Source organism: Subtercola endophyticus (assembly GCF_021044565.1).
Taxonomy (GTDB): Bacteria; Actinomycetota; Actinomycetes; order Actinomycetales; family Microbacteriaceae; genus Subtercola; species Subtercola endophyticus.
On sequence record NZ_CP087997.1, the window covers coordinates 2,677,946 to 2,700,807 of the forward strand.

A 22,862-nucleotide genomic window follows, 5' to 3' on the forward strand; every position below is an offset into this window, starting at 1 on the left:
CGTGCTTCTCATCGCATCGACCCTCTCGACAACGCTCTTGGCACTCGTGTTCGGTGCAAGCGGGGCTCTCAAACTCGGCAGCATCGACGCGACACACTCCGCCTTGACCGCTCTGGGCGCGCCACGATTTCTGCGAAACAGACCGATCGCCGCCGCCGTCCCCTACGCCGAGCTCGCCTTGTCGATCGCGCTGATCTGTGCACCTTCGCCCCTCTTCACAGCCGTTAGCGCCGTGGCAGTAGCCGTCAGCGCAGTCTTTCTCCTGCTCGCAGCGAGAAGCGCTGGTCGGCCTGAGGCGGTGTACTGCAACTGTTTTGGCTCTCTTTCGGCTCAGCCGATCGGCCGCGCCACGGTCATACGAAACGGCATCCTGCTCGTCTTCGCGGTCATCACCTTGACCTTCGCCAGAGAGGGAGTGGTGCCGACGATCGCAGCGCTCGACGCCCCCTCGCTCATCGCTTATCTCGCAGTGTTGTCGCTTGTGCTCGTGGCTTGCGTGGCACTGCTGCTGACACGTGCTGCCCGCCACACCACGCTGCCGTCCCCCGAATCATCGACGACTTTCGACAGCACGCCGTGGCCGATTCCCGACGTCGAGGTGACAACCGGCACGGGCGACGTCATTCCGTTGGCGCACGTCGCATCACACAAAGCGACCCTGCTGTTCCTCGTCTCTGCGGAATGCACGCCGTGCCGATACATCCTCTCGAGCATCCCGGCCTGGCAGCAGCAACTGCTCGGTGCCGTAGACATAGCGCTTCTCACGTCTGAGAAGCCGAGCGTCATGGCTCCGCTTGTCGACGGACTCACCGTGCCGGTCTATTACGGCTATCGGGCGCTGCTCACTGTGACCAAGCTTTCTGGCGTACCCGCCGCGTTTCTCCTCACCCCCGACCGCAACGTCTCTGCCGGACCGGCGCTCGGGAGTGACGAAATCGACGGAATGATGGCCGCAGTCACTGCGGCCATCGTCGAACAAGGGATGGGCGTTAACGCACTGAATCGCTGACGCGAACCAGGCTCATCCGATCAGAGTAAACGGGAATCATGCGATTTCTTTGGAATCGCAGACACCCCTCAAAGCCGATTCTCAGGCTCCGCGAGAGGCCGTCAATTGCGCGACAGCGATAGTCACATTCGCGACACGATTGTCGCTCTAGGGCCCAATTTGACCCCCGTTTAGGTTTACTAATCGAAAGCGAGTTGAGGGGTCAAGCGCTTTATTTCCATAGCACTGCAAGTGGGGGCTCCAAATGAACACAACAGTAAATTCATATGCACTAATGGAATTCGGCTCTGTCTTCATCGCGAAAACATCGCTCATGGCCGGCGTGACACCCGCTAAGCCGGTCGACCAGCGGTACGGGCGCAATCTGCACCTTCTCTTTCCGATCGACGGCGGAATCATCGTCAGAAGTGCTCCCGGCACCCAAGACCTGGTCGGCCGATCAGATATGGCCTGGCTGAACAACTGGACGCCCTATTCGCTCTACGTCGCAACCCCGTGCCAGGCCGTCTCGGTCTTCGTGCCCGACCGCATTCTCGGTGAAAGCGCCGACCCCACCTACCGGCTGCCCATCATCGCAAGCCGAGACCTCTCGCTTCGCAACCCCGTTCGCGAATTCGTGCGCAGTCTCACCAACGACGGGGCACCGACCGATCGCCTGCCGGCCTACCTCGTCGAGAAACTGATCCTCGAGATGACACTCTCCCTCCTGCTCGAAACCCAGGGAATGCGCAAGATCTCAGCCTCCTCGTCAGTCGAACAGAGCCTGTACGCCCGGGCGATGGCGTACATCGCCGCCTACAAGACCGACCCCGACCTCACCCCGGGCAAGGTCGCCAGCACCATGAACATCTCGGTGCGCCAGCTTCAACGTGCTTTCGCCGCCCAGGACTCGTCTGTGAACGACGAGATCCGCCAGCACCGCGTCGACACCGCCGTGGGCCTACTCTCCGACCCGGCCTACCGTCACCTCGACCTCGGCCAGATCGCCCAATACGCCGGCTTCGGCGGCCGTGCCGACCTCCGTCGCGCTATCGCCGCCGTGCACGGCTGCACGCCGACTCAGCTGCGCGTCTCGGCCTAGACACCCACCCACCTGGCCCGGTCGGCCAAGCCCGGCCCGTTATGGCACCTAACCCGCAGCGGGAATGGTGTAAATCCCGGCCGTGAAGTTGGCCTGCGAACTCACCGCGGTGACGCTGAGGGTCGTGGGCATCGTTCCGGTCACCGTGAACCCGAAACCGATACCGCCAGGCTTGGCGTACGGGATAAGAGGTACGCCTTCGTACGTGTACTCCACCGTGCCGCCGGAGAAGTCCTTCGTACGCACCCAGCCCGACGCCGGGCTATCGCCGGTGTTGTCGAAGTACTCCGACGCCGCGAACCCCGTGCCGAAGTCGAGAGTGACGAGGATGCTCGTCACGGTCTCATTCGATGAGTTGCCGTTCACCACGATCACGCCACCTCCGCGGATGAACTGACCCCACGTGTTGTTTGCCTCGAAGTACAGGATGCCGAGGTCACCCTCCGGCTTCGAGTCCGACGCAGCTGCGCCAGGAACCGCTACCGCGAGAGCAACAACGGGTGCTGTCCACGCCGCCGCCTTCACCAGAGATCGTCGAGAAATGCCGGGCGTGGGTGCGTCGAGGCTCATGCCTTCATATTGTCCGAGCCTCCATACATACGAATAGACCCCCCTCAGAGCGCCACCCGCCCGGGGGTCTCGTCTCGGGAGCCACCGAAATAGGTGCCCACCCGCATGCGTGCGACCCGGTTGGGCGGCACCTACTCCGGCAGCACCCCGCCGAGCGGCACTCCTTTTAGGATCTGTCGCCCGCCGTCAGCAGCGGTTCGCCGTGGCTGGTGAAGTTCACCTCCACGGGCACCCTGAACCAGAGCAACTCGATCTCCCAGCTCGTCGCAACCTGGGCCGCCCTTCCCGGCACCGACACTCAGGGCGCTCCGTCGGGCACGATCATCCTCGGCACCGCCTACGGCGTGCTCAGCGACGGCACAACGACCCCTGTCATCGCTTGTAACGCCGACTTCTGGTAACCGCGGATCGTTGCCTAACCACCGCGGCCAATTCACCGTGACAAGAGCGCCCCGGCCCTGGGTCGTGCACGATTTGTTTACGTGCACCTCTCAAGCTTGGGAGTCGAAGTCGCCGGCTCACCAAGGCGGGTAATCGCGCATCCCCCAATACGAGGGCTACAGACTCCGAATAGGAGCACATAAGTTTGCGCAAGTGAATTTCCGAAAGCTTGCCCCACTCATCCTGGTGCCTGCGTTGCTCCTCACGAGTTGCGCCGGTGACCGTGCACAGCCCGCCAGCCCGCAGACGGCGCCGCCGACCACCAACACAAGCGACTCGGTCACGTGCGAGACGTTGTACGGAGCGACTCTTGAAGGCCCTGAAGTGCGGGCGATCGACATCGTCAGACGTTTCGAACAGCGACCCGACCTCTCATCCATCAGCAACACTGAAGTCAAAGCAGCGGACGATGAACTTGTTGCACTTGGTCTTCGTGCCTCACCTGCGGCAGCAACTTTCATCGCCACGCAGGAATCTTCTCTCGGGCAGATGCTCGAGATCAAAGAAACAGGTCAGAATCAGACCATAGACACCCTCGCCTTCAAGACGGCCGGCATTCAACTCCTGTCTTTGTGTAAGAAATACCTCTCCGAGGCCGACTCCGATCCGATGAAAGCCGCATCCCCTGCCGCCCCTTGGTAATTCGGGCGTCGCCGCACGCGATAAGGGCTTCATCGCTCACTACGGCCCGACTGTCACCCGTGACATCGCGAATCCGAGATTCCTAGGCCGCTCTCAGATCAAGTTGGCGAGTGACGCTTACGATTGTTTCGGGTCGCAACGGACGAAAAGGAGCGCGTTATCACGGCCAATCGACGCTCTCCACTTCGGCTTCTCGTCGCGTTTGTCGCGATTCTGGCTGCCGGCATTCCCGCAACAATAGGTGGGGCTAGTGCCGGAGCAGCCGAGACCGAGCCAAACAATCTGCAATGCACCCCAGCCTCGACAAACGACTCGTACTCACTACCGGCAGCTCCAGCGCAGCGCTTGGTCGATCAGAGCCAGGTCGGCACGACCTGGTCGGGTGACTACGTGCAGCAAGCTCTTGTCACCGACCATGAAGACCAATACGTGGGCTACTACAACTCCGATCGACGAATGACCATTGCCCATCGAAAGGTCGGCGAAACCACGTGGCGGACGTACTCCATTCCAGGCCCCATGGCCGTCACCGGTTGGGATTCGCACGACTACATCGCTCTGGCGGTCGACAGCACCGGCGAGTTACACGTCTCCGGCAATATGCATGCCTCACCGTTGGCGTACTGGGTTACCACGGTTACCGGAGACGTAACTTCGCTGATCAACGTTCCCGTATTGGTCGATCACGGCATCGAGTCGCACGTGACATACCCAACGTTCCTTCACACGGCAAACAACGATCTCGTCTTTAGCTACCGCCAGGGTGGAAGTGGTGACGGCGACGCCTACCTCGACGCCTACAACGTCAAGACGAAGACATGGTCGCCGCTCCTCAGCACAGCGCTATTCGACGGCACTTCAAGTTCGCCGAAGAGAAGCGCTTATTTGACCATCAACCCGACGCCAGACGACAACGGATTCTTCGACGTGACATGGGTCTGGCGACGAACCGGTGACATCGTCACTAACAGCCGCCTGTCATTCATGCGCAGTCGCGATCTCGTGCACTGGCAGACCATCGCGGGCACTGCCGTGAGCCTGCCGGTCACCTATGGCACTGCGGGCGTGGTCGTTGACGACTTCCCTGAAAACAGCGGGGTGTTCAATAATCAAGAGAAGGTGGGCGTCGACGAGAGTGGTTCTCCGACCATTTCCTACTCCAAGTTCGACTCCTCAGGATCGAACCAGCTCTTCGTCGCACACCTCGATTCGTCGGACAGGTGGTCGTCGACCCAAATCACCCACTGGACCGGAGCATGGCAATTCTCCGGGTTCGGCACGCTCGACGCCCAAATCGCAGTAAGTGCAACCACAGCCCTTCCCGACGGCAATCTGCAACTTTCATTCCGATGTTCAGGGACGACGTCTGGTGCAAGCGGAGTGATCGTGGTTGATCCGTCCTACCGGGTCATCGCGCAAGTAGCGAGCCCCACGCCGAAACTTCCAACGGAGATAACGCGGCTCACGGCCACCGATCCGTATACCCGAGTACGCCTGGTCTACGACAACGTGGGTGATACGAATTATGTGCTCAAGTGGCAGTCTCAAGGCTACAATCAAGACCAGCCGTTTCTCGAGACGCCCCCACCGCAACCCATTGTGGTCTACTCGTTTGTGCCAATAGACGCCCCGCCCTCGCTAAATCACCATCGATCCGAGGAGCCGGTCGCGGCACACCCGCACGTCGAGCTGACCCTCAGTGTGCCCATCGGCCTGTTCGTACTGTTGGTGTTCACCATCGGGCTTGCGATCGTAATGCTCTTGCATAGACGAAAGGTTCACCGTAAGTAGCCGCAGGTGCATCTCTCTACAGATGCGCGAAGCGACAGGCTTATCGTCGCCAACGGGCGGAGCGCATTCTGTTCGATCACGACGTTCTCGAGGCTAGGAGGCGGGCTCACCAGTCACTCTTCCACGCCGGGGCCTTCGCGCCGTTGCTTCTTCAGGGCACGCAGCCGTGCGCGATAGTCGGGGTCGGTTGACTTGTGTTCAGCTTTGTCCGCTCTTATCTGAGCCGTGATGCGGTCGTAGTGCGGTAGTTGCGGGGTCTGGGCGAGCAACTTCATTGTGGCCCCTTTCTTAGGGTGTTCGCGTTTCTTGGGATGTTCGCGGGGAACTCATGCGGAGGTGCCGTCTAGGCCAGCTTGCACCGGGCAATTCGATCAACTGGCACGTTGTAGTTCAGGAGATCCTTGGGTACGAATCATTTCGCTGACGGGCCGTACCTGACCGGTCAGATCACGTATGGCTTTGGCCGGTGATCCGGCGTACACACGGTTCGGGGCAAGGCTCCTGGTAACGACCGAACCGGCACCCACTACAGCGCCTCTGCCGATCGTGACTCCGGGCATTATCACGACGCGGGCACCAAGCCATGCTCCCTCCTCGATGGTGACGGGAGCCAACATTCCCGGTCCACACCGTCGGGAATTGTCACCGATCTCGTGTGTCGCGGTGATGATCATCACTCCGCGACCGAGCGCGACTCCGGCACCGATCGTCACAGATGCACTGTGGTTGATATCGCAGTATTGGTTGATTCCAACGCCAACACCGATCGAGACGGTCCCTGATCCGGACCATCGCACGTGTGCGTTGATTCTGCTCTTTTCGATATGAAAACCCTGCGCCCGTAAGAACAGGTACCGCAAATATTTAGGAACGAAGGGTGTCGCAGCGATTCCATTCGCCCAGACTTCTTGCAACAGGCCTGGCCAGAGGCGGCGGCATACGCTGATCGGGGAGATATTCATCATTGACTGAGACTCTTTCGTGTCGGACCTGCCTTGGCTACTTCTCGAACCGAGGCAGCGTGGAGATTTGCTCTGGAAGGATCGTGTTCAAGGAGTGGGCTCATGCGGCAACCAAGCTGCAGATTTCTGGCCTTATTCGGTAGCAGGCAGTAGTTGCTGCTTGCACATCGCGGAGCGTCACTCCCGGCGCTAACTCGCGTAACCAGAGTTCACCGTCAGTGACGTCCATGACGGCAAGATCGGTGATGATCAAATTCACGCACCGCCTTCCTGTGAGAGGAAGGTCGCAAGCCTCGACGAATTTCGAGCGACCGTCTTTGGTCTGATGGCTCATCAACGCGATCACCCGAGACGCACCGCTCACTAGATCCATTGCTCCGCCGATACCCTTAACGACTTGTCCGGGAACAGTCCAGTTCGCGATGTCGCCCCTCGCGGACACCTGCATAGCCCCCAGCACCGCAGTCGAGATGCGGCCACCGCGGATCATTCCGAAGCTCGTAGCCGAGTCGAAGTAGGACGCACCGGGATTGACGGTGACTGTCTCTTTGCTCGCGTTGATAAGGTTCGGATCTTCATCACCCTCAAATGGGTGCAGGCCGACTCCGAGTATCCCGTTCTCTGAGTGCAACACCACGGCACTATCCGGCGAAACGAACGCTGGTATCAACGTGGGAATTCCGACGCCAAGGTTTACATAGCTTCCGTCGACCAATTCCCGGGCCGCCCGGGCCGCTATTTCTTCGCGAGTCCAGACCATCAGTGCGCCTCGGCAAGTATCCGCTGGCGGGTAACGCGTTTTTCGATGGGAGTGCGTACCTGCTCGTCCTGAAGGAGCACCACACCGTCTACGAAAATTCCGGGCAGGTGGATGTGGTCTGCATCGAGTTCTCCGGCGTCAACGATTGATTCGACCTCGGCGAAAGTTGTGTCGCCGCACATCGCGACCAAGGGATTGAAGTTGCGGGCCGACTTGTCAAAGATGAGATTGCCGTGACGATCACCTCGGGTTGCTCGCACGAAGGAGTAGTCCGACCGGATTGCAGCCTCGAAAACATATTCACGTGGCTGGCCGAGCGAATGTAGTATTCGAGTTTCTTTTGGCAGCGAATAGGTCTGTACGGTGCCATCTGCCGCGTATCTCATCGGAAGGCCGCCCTCTGCAACCAGTGTGCCCACCCCAGCTGCAGTGTAAAAGCCCGGGATACCCACGCCACCTGCTCGCATTCGTTCCGCCAGAGTGCCTTGTGGAGTCAATTCGAGCTCGAGTTGCCCGGCGAGGTATTGCCGCTCGAATTCTTTGTTGTTGCCGATGAACGATGCGATGACCTTATCGACTCGTCCTGCCTCGAGCAGTTTTCCAAGACCCCACCCGTCGAGGCCACAATTGTTGCTGATGATCTTGAGGTGCGTTGCCCCACTGTCGAGTAGCGCGTTCACTAGTGCATCTGGTACGCCGGCCGCACCGAACCCTCCAACGGCTATTGACGAGCCACTCGCTATTCGGCAGACCGCCTCAAGGGCCGACACCATCGTCTTGTCCATAAAACCGGTCTTCCCGTGGTTCCATTCGGATCGCGAATCTCGCGCACCCATCCCTGCGACTCTTCAGGCGACAAGCTAAACAAACCGCTACGCCCCTGTCACGGCCCCAAGTTGGGGCTTGTAACCGAAGAAATGTCAGGCGGGCCCCCATTCACGGGACACTCCCACACACCCACGGTGACCCGAAACGTGAGCTCGTCCAGCGGACGGCTCTGCCAGGGCTGCATCTCGTCGAAGACTGTGTCGGTGATTCTCGAGATCGTCTCTTTAGACGCCTTCGCCCCGTAGAGCTGAGCGAAAGGCGTCAAGTGGAAGGTATCGACAACACTGCTGACTGCCAGCGACGTAGACAAGCCAACGGAAGTCTGGCTTGGTTGGCGGCTATTCTCCTCGCGTTCTTAGACTCGCGTGCCGCGTCCATCGTCGCGATCGTGCGACAGCCCAGCGCTGTTCACCTACGGCACAACATGAAGTGTGACCGTGAATACCTGCCCATTGTAGGGATAACCGAGTGCAGCCCGTTGGGTCACGACTACATCATGATTGACGTCGTGCGAAGAGACCGTGTATGTCGACGATACCGATGAGGTGCTAGCGCGCCAGCTCTGAAGATCTTGGTAGTCATGCACGTTGAAGGTCGCCAGAGTCAGAGTCAAAATGTCTCCGACGTGCACATCACCGAACCCACCAGCGCTTACGATTCCGCTCGGCGTGCTGACAGACATCGGTCTAGTGATGACGAGTGGAATATACGTCACGGCTGGCGCCACGTCGCTTTGCGTGTCAGACGTATAACCGATTTTCGACGCAGTGGCAAAAGCCGAAATGACATGGCCAACGTCTTCCACCCTGACTGTGTAGGCATAGCCACCTCGAGTACCAGGAATTGGCACACCGTCGCGACGCCACCCAGACACGAGGTTGTCGAGTTTCTGCGACCAGGTAGGCATGGTGAAGCTGAGTGACTGGCCCACTACCGGGTCACCGGTGACGGTGAGCGCCCTCGTCAGAGTTAGGGTCGCAGGTGCGATGGCTGCCGTGGGAGCGCTGACACGAGAAGCCGTTGCGTAATATGTCTTCGACCCCGTCACGGCAACCGTCAGGTGAGTGCCGATGTCTTGCAGACCGGGCACATATGTTCGAGTTGTTGCTCCAACGATGGCTAAGCCATCGCGAGCCCATTGAAATCGAAGATCGACGGGCTGCGGTCCCCAGATTCCTGACAGAGCGTTCAAAGTCGAACCGAACTGTGCCGCACCTACAATTGTCGGAATCGGCGCGGACGCGAGAACGCTGAGCGGCGGGATCGCTGACTCAACTACGGTTTTCGTACTCGCGTAGCCCGTCTTGAAGGCTGTTGCGACCGCCGTTACTGTGTGACCGGCGTCCGCCGATGTGACCACGTAAGTCGTCGTATTGAAAGCGATGGACGCGCCATCATCGCGACGCCATCCATAATCCACCTGATCGGGTTGGAGCGACCAAGTGGGCAAATGCATCGTGAGCGTCTCCCCCAGTTTCAGCGTACCGGTCACTCTCAGTGGCAACGTCGCCGTGAAGGTTCCTATTGTGACTGGAGCGGTAGGAATCGATGTGCGGTATTCGGTGAGGTACCCGGGCTTTGTCGCAGTGACAGTCACGGCCATCCGCTTGCCCATGTCCGACGGGCCCAATCGGTACGTTCGATAGGTGGCGTTAGGCACCGGCTGGCCTGACCGCGACCACTGGTAGGCCAATCCCACCGTGCCTGGCCCCCAGATACCGGGATGAGCATTCAGAGTGAGACCACTGTAGGCGGTACCTTCGATCGTGGGCGTAGGCGCGGGGCTGAGTGTTGCCGAAGCCACGCGAGACGACAACACCCCGGTCGGAGAAGCATCTGCTGCTGAAGCAGCCGCGCTTGAACCGAAAATCACTGTAGCGACGAGCACACCCGCCGCCCACCTCGACAACCGCATGTCTCCCCCAGACTCACCAGCCTCAGATCAGTGTCCCATATCTCCGGCAGATTGATCCAGAAGAACGCTTGACAGTGAAACGCGACTGAGCCCACCTGGACTCTACGGAAGTGGATGAGTGAATCATTCTTCGAGGGTGCCGCCCGTTCAACGCAAGAAGATCCGGCGTTCGACCTTGTGAGATGCACAGATGTGCACCTGAGACAGATTCACGATAGCCTTCCCCTGGTACATCACGAGGGGAACGCGATGCCAACTACTACGGGCAATGACGTCCGAACAAAACCGAAATCTGTATTCCGGCCCGACATTCAGGGGCTGCGAACGATCGCGGTCGTCGCTGTGATCGTCGATCATCTTTTCCACTGGCCCGGCGGCGGTTTCGTCGGCGTGGACATCTTCTTTGTCATAAGTGGATACCTCATCACAGGTCTACTGCTTCGAGAGCACGCGAAGACAGGCCACATTTCCTTCACCAAATTCTATGCGCGCCGAATCAAGAGGATTCTGCCCGCAGCGCTTCTCGTGCTGATAGCCACCGTTGTTGCCGCCTACTTTCTTACGCCTGGCATCAGGTTCGCCCGCACACTCAACGACTCCCTCTGGGCCGCGGTCTTCGCCGGCAACTGGAACCTCGGGCTGCAAGGAACCGATTATTTCCAAACCGCCCAGATTCCCTCACCAGTTCAGCACTTTTGGTCGCTGGCCGAGGAAGAGCAGTTCTACTTCGTGTGGCCCTGGTTGATGCTCGCCGTCCTCGCAATCGGGTTCGGCATTTTCAAATGGACTCACGGTCAGAGCCGTCTCGCTCTAGGCCTCACGATCGGATCGATAACAGTTGCTTCATTTGCCTATTCACTTTTCCTCAGCTCCACGGACCCAAACTGGGCTTACTTCAACGCTTTCAGCCGCGCTTGGGAGCTTGGGGTGGGCGCGCTCCTAGCAATCTTTGCCTACAAATTCACCACGCAGAACATAGCGTTGCGCACGGCTATGGGCTGGGTAGGCCTGATCGGAATCCTGACTTCACTATTCGTCGTCACCTCAGCCGGGTTTCCAGCTCCAGGCGCGATACTCCCAGTCCTCTCAACCGGGCTCGTGTTACTTGCGGGAGAGAATGCATCACAGCCGTATCTATGGCCCCTGACAAACCGAGGCGCTCAGCATGTTGGGAACCTTTCGTACTCGCTGTACCTTTGGCATTTTCCGGTCATCATTCTTCTGCTTGCCGTGCTTCCCGAGACGTCGCCAACGTACTTCGTGGCCGCTCTTCTCGCGACGGCCGCACTATCGATGGCGGGCTATTTTCTGGTTGAAAATCCCATTCGTAAATCTGGCTGGTTGACTGCAACACCGGAGGAGAAGCGAACGGCGGCGCGACGGCGACGACGGGCGCGACGGCGTCGGAGCGCCCGATACAGCCGCTTCGGAGGAACCCAGAGCGTGCTGAAATACGGCGCCCTGGCAGTGGCAGCAGCGGCCGCCGTGGTCGTCGTCGTCATCGCCTTCCAACCACCCGCGGTAAGCGCGATTGCTGGGTCGGCTCCGAATCCGAGCACGTCAGCGTCGCCCCAAGACACGTTGTTCGCCCAGCAGAAGGCGGCGGCCGCGGCCAAGGCAGAAGCGGCTCGGTGCGTTGGCGCTCCGGTGCGCGATTCAACCTCCGGCTGCTCACTCACCTCACTTGACGGGGTTCTTCGTCCCGCTGCCGGCGATGCCGAAGGCGACAACCAGTCATCGTGCTGGATCGACGCCGGCCAACCAATCGATGTCTGTCACTTTGGTGCCGGACCACTCCGAGTCGCTGTCGTCGGGGACAGCCACGGACAAGACCTTCTCACGGCACTCGCCCCGAGTGCTAACGCGCAAGGTTGGAAAATGGATGCCTATATCGGCAACCAATGCTTGCTTTCTACAGAGGCGTTTCCCAAGTGCGCGGCGCACCAACCAATCCTGGATGCCCTGGTCGCGATGCCTGCCTACGACGTGGTCATCACAACGGCCGCTCGAGTGCAACAAGCCTCCGTTCAAGGGTTCACGGAGGAATATCAGGCGATCGTGGCGACTGGCGCCAAGCTGATCGTGGTCGCGGACGTTCCCGCTATCACGGACGACGCTCTGTTGTGCGTACAACGCGTCGGTTTCGACCCTGCCAACAATGACTGTGGAAGCGCGCCCAGTTCTCAACCCGATAACCAAATCGAAGCCGCAAAGGCGGTGCCAGGCGTTCAGGTGGTCGATATGACTTCGTTCTACTGGGTTGCGTCCCCGTGAGTGGTGGAATTTCGGACCGCCTGAGCGTCGTGTTGTCGACGTGGTGAGCCATCGTGCGATGGTCGATGAGCACCGACTAAAGCTACTCATGGAATGGACTCACGCACGATGGCTCTGGATAATTCTGCCTTGCTCGAGCTGCTTGGCCAACTGAAACTCACTGATGTCAGCGACCGGGTCAGGGTCGCGACCGAAACGCTGTACCAGGAACTGATCGACGCGGAAGCTGCCGCGTTCATCGGCGCCGGACCCTACGAACGCAGTACCGATCGGGTCACGCAACGAAACGGGGTCCGGCAACGCCTGCTGACCACGACGGCTGGGGATCTGCAGTTGAAGATCCCGAAACTGCGGGCGGGCACGTTCTTCCCGTCGCTGCTGGAACGACGCCGCCGAGTTGATCAGGCACTGTTCGCGGTCGTGATGGAGGCGTACCTGCACGGCGTCTCGACCCGAAAGGTCGATGACCTCGTGAAAGCGCTCGGCGCTGACACGGGCATATCGAAGTCGGAGGTGTCACGCATCTGCGCTGACCTCGACCAGGAGGTTGCTGCGTTCCGGGATCGTGACCTGACCGGGCAGGCGTACCCGTACGTGTTCCTCGACGCGACGTATTGCAAAGCACGCGTGAATCATCGGGTCGTGTCACAGGCGATCGTTGTCGCGGTCGGTGTCGCCGCTGACGGGCACCGTGAAGTCCTCGGTTTCGACGTCGGTGACAGCGAAAACGAGGCATTCTGGACCGAGTTCCTCCGCGGCCTGAAAGCCCGCGGCCTGAACGGCGTGAGGCTCGTGATCTCCGACGCGCACGCCGGCCTGATCAAGGCGATCACCGTGACGGTGCAGGGTGCGTCGTGGCAGCGGTGCCGGGTGCATTTCATGCGCAACGTGCTCGCGGTGATCCCGAAAGGATCGCAGGAGATGGTTGGCTCGATCATTCGCACGATCTTCGCCCAACCCGACAAAGAGCATGTGAATGGCCAGTTCGACGAGGTCACGAAAATGCTGGAACGCTCCCACCCGAAAGTCGCGACGATGCTGAACGACGCCCGCCCGGACCTGCTCGCGTTCGCGAGCTTCCCGCCGAAGCATTGGCGTCAGATCTGGTCCACGAACCCGCTGGAACGGGTGAACAAAGAAATCAAACGCCGCACCGACGTCGTCGGCGTGTTCCCGAACCCCGCCGCGATGCTCCGCCTCGCCGGATCTGTCCTCGTCGAGCAGCACGACGAATGGGAAGCCGGCGAGCGACGCTACTTTTCCGAAGCCTCAATGAAGGAACTCGACACCACACTCAACGAGGTCGAGGAGGTGGTTGTTATCCCCGAACTCGCTGCCGCATAATCAATGAATTGATCCCCGCACGGTGTCAAGAAACTCCACCACTACGCGGGACGTGACCTTCTACTGCGACTCTGATTTCTGCCCGGCGGTCATCGGAGACACCGTTGTTTATCGGGATTCCATAGGCCATCTGACATCCACGTGGGCACTGACGATGACTCCGTTTCTGGTCAAGGCAATCAAATCTGCGATCAGTTCCTGACCTACATCGACAAGGGAAGAAGCCGACTGTCATCTCAGAAGATGTGACGGCGAGGTAACGGAGCAGACGGGCGAAGCAACACCCGAAGTCACGCCATCGAATCGGACTTCTGGTCGCGGAGGCAGAACGGACACAGAGTCTCTTGCCCGCGAACCATTACGAGATTGTGCTCTGAGCAGGTCTTGGCGATCGTAAGCATGGTTCCCCCGGCGTGTCGGCTTGCTTCAGAGCCTGCGGCAGCGGGACTCCAGTTTGCAACACCCGGCACAACTCTTAATGAAATCGTCGATCGCCTGAAATGTCACTCGTCGAGCAAAGCCTCGACGTAGGCTCGCAGAGATTCGTCTACCAGGCCCGGCACAAAGCCGAGCGATTCGATCTTGTCGAGCGCCAATAGGCTGTTGGTGGGGCGCGGCGCGGCGCTTTTGCCATCGTAATAAACCGTTGTACTGACGCCATCGACGGCGTCTGGCTGGCGGCCGGCCAATTCGAAAACACGACGGGCGACATCGGCCCACGATTGCGGCGGCCCTTCACCTGAGAGGTTGTAGGTTCCGAATGGCGCCGCAGTGGTCAACAGAAAATCGATGGCACCAGCAATGTCTGCCGTGAACGTAAGACGACCGACCTGGTCATCGACAACGCTCGGAGAAACGCCTCGGGCGGCCAACCCGACCATAGTGCGAACGAAATTCGGGCCGTCGCCCACCACCCAACTCGTTCTTACGATGTAGTGCCGTGCAACCGTCGACACCAGAGCATCGCCGGCAGCTTTGGTCTGACCGTAGACGCTAAGCGGACTAAGGGGCTCGTCTTCGTGATGTTCGCGCGCTAGACCGTCAAAAACATAGTCGCTCGACACATGAACAATAACGAAGGAGTGCTTTTGTGCTTCCATGACCAACTGCGCGACCCCCGAAACATTCGTGCGCCAGGCCTCTACGCGCCCTTCGGGGGTCTCTGCGGCATCCGTCGCAGTGAAAGCCGATGCGTTTACAACGACGCGGTAGTCCGACCAGCGCACGCCAGCGAAGCTCCGCGGATCAGAGAGGTCGAACTCATCACGGCCCAGAAACTCTGCCTCCGGCCACTTGTGACGTAACGCTCTGCCCAGTTGCCCGTTCGCGCCCAGAACGAGCACTTTTCTGGATGCGACCGGCATCACTTTGCCGAGTCGGGGATGATCGCGGTCTTTCTCGCTGAGCTCGGCGTCGTCGAGATCGATCGGCCATGGAATCGCCACGGTTTCGTCGGCCAGGTTCAGAAACGTGTATGAGGCGTGAGGACTCCAGTGTTCGTTCACGAGATAGGAATACGACGTGTCGTTGTCAAGCGTCTGATAAGAGTTGCCGACTCCGCGGGGCACGAAAACCGCCTGACCCGGGCCGATCTCCACGGTGAAGACGGCGCCGAAACTCTCACCCTCGCGAAGGTCCACCCACCCGCCGAACACACGACCCGTAGTGACCGAGACGAATTTGTCCCATGGCTCGGCGTGGATGCCTCGAGTAGTGCCCGCCAGGGCATTGAACGACACATTGTTCTGAACAGGGCCGAAATCGGGCAGACCGGCCGCGACCATTTTTTCGCGCTGCCAGTTTTCTTTGAACCAGCCGCGATTGTCTGCATGAACCGGCAGTTGCACTAGCAGCAGCCCAGGAATCGGTGTAGCGGTTACTGTCAACGATGCGGGTTCGTTACTCATTCACTGCCCCTGCTGCTTATATCGAGCCTCTGCCGCGGCCTTCTGCGGCCGCCACCAGGATTCGTTCTGGCGATACCAGTCGATTGTTGAGGCCAAACCCCTCTCGAAGTTCGAATACGCCGGCAGCCAACCCAATTCGCGACGCAACTTCGACGAGTCGATGGCGTAGCGCCTGTCGTGCCCGGCTCGATCGACGACGTGGTCGTATGCGTCAGCGGGTTGCCCAAGCAGAGAAAGAATCAGCTCGACGACGGCAACGTTGTTCCTCTCCCCGTCGGCACCGATGAGATAGGTCTCGCCAACGACGCCCCGATCGAGAATGGCGAGCACTGCCGACGAATGGTCGTTCGCGTGAATCCAGTCGCGCACGTTTTCACCCGCCCCGTAGAGCTTCGGCCGTTCCCCCGTCAGAACATTGGTTATCTGACGAGGAATGAACTTCTCGACATGCTGATAGGGACCGTAGTTGTTCGAACAGTTGCTGATCGTCGCGCGAACCCCAAACGATCGCACCCATGCCCGGACCAGAAGGTCAGACCCAGCTTTCGTTGATGAGTAAGGGCTTGACGGGTTGTAAGGTGTCAATTCGGTGAATCGTTGGGGATCATCCAGTTCGAGGTCGCCGTAAACCTCATCTGTCGAGATGTGGTGAAATCGGGTGTCATGCCGACGCGCGGCCTCGAGAAGCGTGTACGTACCGATGATATTGGTGTCGAGAAACGGGCGGGGATCATGTAGTGAGTTGTCGTTGTGCGATTCAGCGGCATAGTGCACCACCTGATCGTGGCGAATGAAAAGCTCCTCTACGAGGGCAGTGTCACAAATGTCGCCTTTGACGAATTCGAAACGGTCTGCCGGCAGCCCCTCAAGGGAGGCCCGATTTCCCGCGTAGGTCAGAGAGTCGAGCACGGTCACCGTATTCTCGGTGTTTTCGAGAACGTAGTGAACAAAATTCGAACCGATGAAGCCAGCCCCACCTGTTACCAGAATTTTGCTCATTGGTTCATTTCCCCCGCTCGATAGCCTCAATCAGATAGGCACCGTAGCCTGATTTCATCAGTTTATTGGCTCTTTCACGCAGCTCGTCGTCGCTGAGAAAACCCTGACGCCACGCCACCTCTTCAGGAGAGCCGATCTTCAACCCCTGCCGGCGTTCGATCGTACGAACGTACTCGCTCGCGTCGGTCATCGAATCGAAAGTTCCCGTATCGAGCCACGCCGTTCCTCGCGGAAGTACCTCTACCTTCAGTCGCCCTGCGGCAAGATAGGCACTGTTGACATCGGTAATCTCGTATTCGCCGCGCGCCGATGGCGATAGACCCGCCGCTATTTCTACAACATCGTTGTCGTAGAAATAGAGGCCCGGTACCGCGTAGTTGCTTTTCGGATGCTTCGGCTTCTCTTCCAGCGAGAGAGCCTTGCCCGCTTTGTCGAATTCGACCACCCCGTATGCCGATGGCTCGGCCACCCAATATGCGAACACCGCACCACCGTCGATCCTGTTGAACCGAGAGAGCTTCGCTCCGAGGCCGGGGCCATAAAAGATGTTGTCACCGAGCACAAGAGCCACAGATTCGTCGCCGATGAACGATGCTCCGATGACGAACGCTTGGGCAAGTCCGTTGGGTGTCTCTTGAACCGCGAAGGTCAGGGAGATTCCAAACTGACTGCCATCGCCGAGGAGCCGTTTGAATTGCTCTGCATCGTGAGGCGTCGTGATGATCAGTATCTCTCGAATGCCAGCGTTGATCAGAGTCGAGAGAGGGTAGTAGATCATGGGCTTGTCGTAAATCGGCACAAGCTGTTTCGAGATTCCCAACGTGATCGGGTGCAACCTTGTGCCCGAGCCGCCCGCCAAGATGATTCCCCTCATCGCACCAGCATGAAGGATGAGTCGGTGTTCAGCCAAATCGACGATCTCCTCCAACTCACTGGCAAAGAAGTGGCGCCTCCCCGTAGGCTTGGATCTCCCTAGAAATCTCCGTCGAAGAAGCCGGTTCACGACGAACTCCGGAGGACTCACGTGCAAACACATTCGACCAGACCGCTTGGGGCGATTTGATGGCGAAGAATCGAACCAGCCGGGTGTCGTGGTTGATCGTCGGCATCGTGGCCTTTCTGTGTCTCGATGCGGCACTCGTCGTGCTTGCGTTTCAACCTCGAGTGGGTACCCAATCTCTGACAACTTCGCCGCCCAAGACCTTCCCGAGCGAATCGCCCGCTCCGACCTCATCCGTGAGCCCTACTCCGACTCCAGGAGCGGGATCGACGGACCCGACTATCCCCGCCCCAACCACTGGCGCTGACTTTCGTCTTCTCGGTCTGACGACCGATGGAATCGGGTTTCGAGCAACGAAGGGCAGTTGCGACAGCGGCACAAGCGTCGTCGAGAGAACGCGCGACGGAGGAGTCACGTGGGTAAAGGCAAACCCTAGTGACCTGGCCATTCGCGAAACCGACTCGTTGACGGTGGTCGACGAGTCTCACGTCGACCTGCTCGCTCACATCGGCGATGACTGTTCCCTTTCGGCCGTGTCGACGTACACACAGGGCGAATTCTGGCAGGCTTACCCCAATCGCACCTCGTCTCTCAGTGTCGCGCCTGCGCCCTCAAGCAGTCCGCTCAGCGGTGTCTATGCAGTGGCGGAGTCAGATGCTCTCAACGTCGTCGCCCGATTCGGTGATGCAGCCTGCGACGGACTGCTGATCGAAAGCGTACCTTCGATCAGTTCCTCCGACCCAGACTCGCTGGGCTGCCTCACCGAAGTCACCCAACCCACACCAATCGCTGTGGCCATCAACGCGTCCACACTCTGGATCTGGGCTGGCAAATCTCTTTACACATCGTCTGATCTGGGCGCGAGCTGGAAAGTTGCAGCCTAAGAAATCGTCAGAGCGCAGGGGTAGAGCCGACAGAAAAACGCTGACGGAGATGAACGCTAGACGGAAATATCGAGAACCTTCGCAGTCTCAGCCAGGGTCTTCTTCGCCTTCGTAGGGGCGTCGTTCAGCGTGGTGCCAAGCGACGGAATCATTTTCTTGAGGCTCGGCAGCCAGGAGTCGTAACGGTCGGGGAAGCACCGGCTGATCAGATCCAGCATGATCGGCACTGCGGTTGACGCTCCCGGGGATGCGCCGAGCAGCCCCGCGATTGACCCGTCGGCAGCGGTGATCACCTCGGTACCGAACTGCAAGACTCCGCCGCGCTGTGCGTCTTTCTTCATGACTTGAACACGCTGACCGGCGGTTATCAAATACCAGTCTTTCGCCTCGGCGGTAGGCATGAATTCGCGAAGCGCTTTCATCTTCTTTGATCTGCTCGCAAAGACTTCGCTGATGAGGTATTTCAGAAGATCGAGATTGTCTCGTGCCACTGCGAGCATGGGACCGATGTTGCCGGGCCGAATCGACCGAGGAAGGTCGAACCACGACCCCGACTTCAGAAATTTTGGACTGAACCCGGCGTAGGGGCCGAACAGCAACGATGATTCGCCGTCGACGACCCGCTTATCAAGGTGCGGAACTGACATGGGCGGCGCGCCTACGGCCGCCTTTCCGTAAACCTTCGCTTGGTGCTCGCGCACCACGCTCGGGTTGTCGGTTCGAAGAAACTCTCCGCTGATGGGAAACCCACCAAACCCCTTTGCCTCAGGGATACCCGACTTCTGCAACAAGTGCAGCGCGCCGCCGCCCGCGCCCACGAACACGAAGCGCGCGTTGACCGTCGTGCGTGTTCCCCCGACGAGCTGACGCACGGAGACGTTCCATGTTCCGTCTCTCTGTTTCTTTAGACCGGTGACACTCCGACCGGTGAGCAATTCGGCCCCGTTCGACACGAGATAGTCGAACAACTGCTTCGTCAACGAACCGAAGTCGACATCGGTGCCGGCGGCCACTCGCGTTGCGGCAACAACCTCACTCTTGGCGCGATCGCGCATCAACAGCGGCGACCAACCGTAGATGACACGCGGATCATCAGAGAACTCGATGCCCTCGAACAACGGCTCTACGCGAAGTGCTTCGTAGCGCTTCCGTAAGTAGTCGACGTTGGCTTCGCCCGAGACGAACGTCATGTGTGGTGTTGCATTGATGAATGTCTCAGGCGCGTCAATCAGACCTTGCTCGATCAGGTATGACCAGAGCTGGCGGCTCACTTGAAACTGCTCGTTGATCGCCAGGGCCTTGGAGCTCTCTACCGAGCCGTCTTTCGCCTGAGGCATGTAGTTCAGCTCGCATAGTGCCGCGTGACCCGTGCCTGCGTTGTTCCACGGATTCGAACTCTCAAGCGCAACGTCAGAGAGCTTCTCGTAAATCGTGATCGACCAATCGGGCTGCAACCGCTTGATCAGCGCGCCGAGGGTGGCACTCATGATGCCACCACCGATAAGAACAACGTCAGTGGGTTCCGTAGTTGAGGTCACCCAACAATTCTAAGACCTCACCCGGCTCGCCCCGGCGACGCCCGGAGAGTCACAGGTTAAGGACGCCCCAGACCTCGGTACTCCCAGCCGGCAGCCCGCCATGCGTTCGGGTCGAGGCAGTTGCGGCCGTCAATGACATAAGGCCTGTTGACGATTTCGGCGATATCAGCCGGTATGAGCTCGCGAAAGTGTTTCCACTCGGTGACCACGACCACCGCGTCGGCACCGGTAAGCGCGGCCGTAATGTCATGCGTGTAGGCGAGCTGCGGATGCGTTCGCTGAGCGTTCGCGATCGCCTCCGGGTCGGTCGCGATGACATCGGCACCGAGACCCTTCAGCTTTGCCGCCACGTCGAGTGCGGGTGAGTCGCGAATGTCGTCGGAATCCGGCTTGAATGCCAAGCCGAGCACGGCAACTCGTTTGCCGAAGACTTCCCCGCCGAACGACTCGATGACAAGATCGACCACTTTCTGCCGGCGACGTAAGTTGATAGCGTCCACTTCTTTTAGGAATGCGACTGACTCGCCGCGCCCGAGCTCCTCGGCGCGAGCAGTGAACGCACGAATGTCTTTGGGCAGGCATCCACCACCGAATCCAACTCCCGCGTTCAAGAACCGGCGACCGATTCGCGCGTCAAAACCGATGGCGTCAGCCAGGCGGGTGACGTCGGCGCCGGTGCTTTCGGCTATTTCGGCCATCGCATTGATAAATGAGATTTTAGTGGCAAGAAACGCATTGGCCGACACCTTCACGAGTTCTGCTGTGGCGTAGTCAGTAACAACGAGAGGAGTGTCTCGGGCGAGCGCGACCGCGTAGACCTCGTCGAGCAACGCCGTCGCCCGCTCGCCGGCATCACCAGCGGGCACACCGTAGACCAGGCGGTCGGGGCTGATCGTATCTTGCACGGCAAAGCCCTCGCGCAGAAACTCAGGATTCCAGGCCAACACAGCCTCCGACCCCGAATCGGCGATCATCGACGCGAGACGGGCTGCGGTTCCGACCGGAACCGTCGATTTACCGGCAACCAGGTCGCCATCGCTCAAATAGGGGATGAGCGCTTCGAGCGCGGCGTCGACGTACGTGAGGTCCGCTGCATACTCTCCCTTTTTCTGCGGTGTGCCTACGGCCACGAAATGGATTTGCGCCCCGCGCACTGCCGACATGTCGGTCGTGAACGAAAGTCTGCCCGAACCGATGCCGGCCGCGAGAATCTCGGGTAACCCTGGCTCGAAGAACGGTGCAGTGCCCGAAGCCAACATCGCGACCTTGTTCTCGTCGACGTCAATGCCGACGACCTCGTGACCGAGTTCGGCCATCGCCGCCGCGTGAACTGCCCCCAAATAGCCACACCCGATGACCGAAACCTTCATATTCGCTACCCTTTGTTGCCTAACCGAACGTCACAGCGCTGTGCTTACGAGTCATTCATACCAGGTGCGTGTTTCGAATAGGTCTCGCGGTCGCACGACTCGTACTGCCAGCCGTGCGAGTTGCGCATTTCGGGCAGCGCCACGTCTGGTACGACGCGAAGATAGACTCGATCGGTATGGGCGTACCAGAGGCGACCGAGCACGAAATTACGCTCGGGCAGCGCGAGGCTGTCGACCTTGCCACCGCCTGGGTGTCGTATCGAGCGGCTCGGCTCGGCATTCGCACGCTCGTTCTCAAGGGCCCGGTCGCTGCCCAGCAACGATTACGCGCGCAAAAGCTCTCCGCCGATGTCGACGTGCTGGTTGAGCCGCATCAGGTTCAGCGTCTGGCCGCCGAGCTCGAGACCGCCGGCTGGCAAGAGCGATTTACTCCGGCCATCCCGTGGCTGATCGAGCTGCACTCCACAACGCTCATTCACGAGAATTGGCCGATAGATATCGACGTTCACCACTACTGGCCCGGGTTTTTGGGCGACAGAACGGTGATCTTCGATGAGCTCTGGAACACGAGGTCTCGGCACGAAATCGCCGGGATCACCGTCTTCGCCCCCGATCGAGTGTCGAATAGTCTCGTTCTTGCGTTGCATGCGCTTCGCCGGCCCGCCGCAGAGTCCCGTCTCGACGAGATCCCGATACTGGTCAAGGCGGTTCAGCGCGAGGGAATCACCACAGACCAACTGACATCACGAGCGTTGGCCTTAGGCGCTACGCAGACAGCGCGACCGTTTCTGCGGCGCCTCGGTGCAGTGATCCCGACCGACCTCTCGCCGAGCGAGGAACTGCGGCTCTGGAACCTCAATGCGAATTCGAAAGGTCACACGCGAGCTTGGCTCTTAGCGGTGGCCCAGGCCCCGTGGCACACGAAGACCGCCGTTTTGTTTCGGGCCGCCTTTCCGCGGCCGTCCGAGCTGCGCGGGCTCCATCCCGAGCTCGAGCCGGGATGGAGGGGCCTGATTCGAGGGTGGGTCAACCGAATCGCCAACGGACTTCGGGAGATTCCTCGGGCGATCTCCGAGGTTTCGAGATTCGCAGCGGTCAATAGAAACCGCAGATACAAGCCATGACGGCCCTGTCTCGTGAGACTCACGTGCGACGGCGCGAACACGTTGCCGTCGTCGACAAGTCCGATGAGCTGATCATCCTGGCCCTTGATCAACGGTCTTGTGAGCCGTTGGCGATTTCGGAGACGGGGATCGAAATCTGGCGGTCACTGACCACCTCATTTCAGACGATCTCAGCGATCGCGGCTCTTATCTCGGGTGAGATGCGAGTCGATTCACGCGAAATCGAGACGGATATCATACAATTCATATCTGTACTAGTTTCGAAAGGCGTGGTCGAACGTGGCGACCGCGCATAATTGTTTGAACGGGACGATACGGGGGTGCAGGCTCAATGGCTGATACAAGCTGGGCTGTCTATTTGATCGGCGTCGTTTCCGTTGTCGCTACGGTCTGGGTCATCATCGGCACTATCGTTCTCGCTCG

The 22,862-nt window shown here is 59.5% G+C and carries 21 protein-coding genes and 1 pseudogene; 10 read left to right on the forward strand and 12 right to left on the reverse strand.

Going from position 1 to position 22,862, the window contains the following annotated elements:
* Position 1: 1 nt before the first annotated feature.
* Positions 2 to 1,009: a MauE/DoxX family redox-associated membrane protein gene (locus LQ955_RS12410; RefSeq protein ID WP_231024840.1), complete on the forward strand. Its 1,008-nt coding sequence runs from the start codon at positions 2 to 4 to the stop codon at positions 1,007 to 1,009.
* A gap of 274 nt (positions 1,010 to 1,283) precedes the next feature.
* Positions 1,284 to 2,090, forward strand: coding sequence for a helix-turn-helix domain-containing protein (locus tag LQ955_RS12415; RefSeq protein WP_231024841.1), 807 nt, complete (start codon positions 1,284 to 1,286; stop codon positions 2,088 to 2,090).
* 48 nt (positions 2,091 to 2,138) lie between these two features.
* Here LQ955_RS12415 and LQ955_RS12420 read toward each other — a convergent pair whose 3' ends face one another.
* Positions 2,139 to 2,660 carry a hypothetical protein gene (locus LQ955_RS12420; RefSeq protein ID WP_231024842.1) on the reverse strand — a complete coding sequence of 174 codons (522 nt, stop codon included), beginning with the start codon at positions 2,658 to 2,660 and terminating at the stop codon, positions 2,139 to 2,141.
* A gap of 209 nt (positions 2,661 to 2,869) precedes the next feature.
* Here LQ955_RS12420 and LQ955_RS12425 point away from each other — a divergent pair, with 209 nt between their 5' ends.
* From LQ955_RS12425 to LQ955_RS12435, 3 genes are all read left to right on the forward strand, one after another.
* The gene (locus LQ955_RS12425) at positions 2,870 to 3,061 is read left to right on the forward strand and encodes a hypothetical protein (RefSeq protein ID WP_231024843.1); all 192 of its coding nucleotides are present in this window, start codon (positions 2,870 to 2,872) and stop codon (positions 3,059 to 3,061) included.
* Between the two features lie 193 nt (positions 3,062 to 3,254).
* A complete protein-coding gene (locus LQ955_RS12430; protein ID WP_231024844.1) occupies positions 3,255 to 3,743 on the forward strand; it encodes a hypothetical protein in 489 nt (162 codons plus the stop codon).
* Between the two features lie 345 nt (positions 3,744 to 4,088).
* Positions 4,089 to 5,534, forward strand: a complete 1,446-nt coding sequence (locus LQ955_RS12435; protein ID WP_231024845.1) for a BNR repeat-containing protein — start codon at positions 4,089 to 4,091, stop codon at positions 5,532 to 5,534.
* A 113-nt stretch (positions 5,535 to 5,647) separates the two neighbouring features.
* Here LQ955_RS12435 and LQ955_RS12440 read toward each other — a convergent pair whose 3' ends face one another.
* The 6 genes and pseudogenes from LQ955_RS12440 to LQ955_RS12465 form a co-directional block, all read right to left on the reverse strand.
* Positions 5,648 to 5,809: a hypothetical protein gene (locus LQ955_RS12440; protein ID WP_231024846.1), complete on the reverse strand. Its 162-nt coding sequence runs from the start codon at positions 5,807 to 5,809 to the stop codon at positions 5,648 to 5,650.
* 96 nt (positions 5,810 to 5,905) lie between these two features.
* Positions 5,906 to 6,499, reverse strand: a complete 594-nt coding sequence (locus tag LQ955_RS12445) for an acyltransferase (RefSeq protein ID WP_231024847.1) — start codon at positions 6,497 to 6,499, stop codon at positions 5,906 to 5,908.
* Positions 6,500 to 6,596: 97 nt separating this feature from the next.
* The gene (locus LQ955_RS12450; protein WP_231024848.1) at positions 6,597 to 7,256 is read right to left on the reverse strand and encodes a 3-oxoacid CoA-transferase subunit B; all 660 of its coding nucleotides are present in this window, start codon (positions 7,254 to 7,256) and stop codon (positions 6,597 to 6,599) included.
* Complete coding sequence (locus LQ955_RS12455; protein ID WP_231024849.1) at positions 7,256 to 8,041, reverse strand: CoA transferase subunit A; 786 nt, start codon at positions 8,039 to 8,041, stop codon at positions 7,256 to 7,258. The genes LQ955_RS12450 and LQ955_RS12455 overlap by 1 nt, the downstream gene beginning before the upstream one ends.
* 191 nt (positions 8,042 to 8,232) lie before the next feature.
* A pseudogene (locus LQ955_RS12460) lies at positions 8,233 to 8,340 on the reverse strand (transposase); the annotation flags it as partial.
* A gap of 156 nt (positions 8,341 to 8,496) precedes the next feature.
* Positions 8,497 to 9,576, reverse strand: coding sequence for a hypothetical protein (locus tag LQ955_RS12465; protein ID WP_231024850.1), 1,080 nt, complete (start codon positions 9,574 to 9,576; stop codon positions 8,497 to 8,499).
* A gap of 672 nt (positions 9,577 to 10,248) precedes the next feature.
* Between LQ955_RS12465 and LQ955_RS12470 the strand changes: the two genes are divergently transcribed.
* Entirely contained in the window at positions 10,249 to 12,273 is a 2,025-nt protein-coding gene (locus tag LQ955_RS12470; RefSeq protein WP_231024851.1) for an acyltransferase family protein, read from the forward strand.
* 108 nt (positions 12,274 to 12,381) lie between these two features.
* Positions 12,382 to 13,617: an IS256 family transposase gene (locus LQ955_RS12475; RefSeq protein WP_231028027.1), complete on the forward strand. Its 1,236-nt coding sequence runs from the start codon at positions 12,382 to 12,384 to the stop codon at positions 13,615 to 13,617.
* Between the two features lie 503 nt (positions 13,618 to 14,120).
* Here the strand turns inward: LQ955_RS12475 and LQ955_RS12480 are convergent.
* From LQ955_RS12480 to rfbA, 3 genes are read right to left on the reverse strand one after another with little or no spacing between them, the layout of a single operon-like run.
* Entirely contained in the window at positions 14,121 to 15,524 is a 1,404-nt protein-coding gene (locus LQ955_RS12480) for a sugar nucleotide-binding protein (protein WP_231024852.1), read from the reverse strand.
* Positions 15,525 to 16,523, reverse strand: coding sequence for a dTDP-glucose 4,6-dehydratase (gene rfbB / locus LQ955_RS12485; RefSeq protein WP_231024853.1), 999 nt, complete (start codon positions 16,521 to 16,523; stop codon positions 15,525 to 15,527).
* 4 nt (positions 16,524 to 16,527) lie between these two features.
* The gene (rfbA, locus tag LQ955_RS12490; protein ID WP_231028132.1) at positions 16,528 to 17,397 is read right to left on the reverse strand and encodes a glucose-1-phosphate thymidylyltransferase RfbA; all 870 of its coding nucleotides are present in this window, start codon (positions 17,395 to 17,397) and stop codon (positions 16,528 to 16,530) included.
* Between the two features lie 590 nt (positions 17,398 to 17,987).
* On the opposite strand from rfbA, the gene LQ955_RS12495 reads away from it, so the two are divergent.
* Entirely contained in the window at positions 17,988 to 18,407 is a 420-nt protein-coding gene (locus LQ955_RS12495; RefSeq protein WP_231024854.1) for a hypothetical protein, read from the forward strand.
* Between the two features lie 56 nt (positions 18,408 to 18,463).
* Here the strand turns inward: LQ955_RS12495 and LQ955_RS12500 are convergent, their stop codons facing one another.
* Positions 18,464 to 19,945: a malate:quinone oxidoreductase gene (locus LQ955_RS12500; RefSeq protein WP_255713584.1), complete on the reverse strand. Its 1,482-nt coding sequence runs from the start codon at positions 19,943 to 19,945 to the stop codon at positions 18,464 to 18,466.
* 56 nt (positions 19,946 to 20,001) lie between these two features.
* A complete protein-coding gene (locus LQ955_RS12505; RefSeq protein WP_231024856.1) occupies positions 20,002 to 21,315 on the reverse strand; it encodes a UDP-glucose dehydrogenase family protein in 1,314 nt (437 codons plus the stop codon).
* 176 nt (positions 21,316 to 21,491) lie between these two features.
* On the opposite strand from LQ955_RS12505, the gene LQ955_RS12510 reads away from it, so the two are divergent.
* Positions 21,492 to 22,439, forward strand: a complete 948-nt coding sequence (locus tag LQ955_RS12510) for a nucleotidyltransferase family protein (RefSeq protein WP_231024857.1) — start codon at positions 21,492 to 21,494, stop codon at positions 22,437 to 22,439.
* Positions 22,436 to 22,735 carry a PqqD family protein gene (locus LQ955_RS20235; protein WP_390623382.1) on the forward strand — a complete coding sequence of 100 codons (300 nt, stop codon included), beginning with the start codon at positions 22,436 to 22,438 and terminating at the stop codon, positions 22,733 to 22,735. The genes LQ955_RS12510 and LQ955_RS20235 overlap by 4 nt, the downstream gene beginning before the upstream one ends.
* The last annotated feature ends 127 nt before the right edge of the window (positions 22,736 to 22,862 follow it).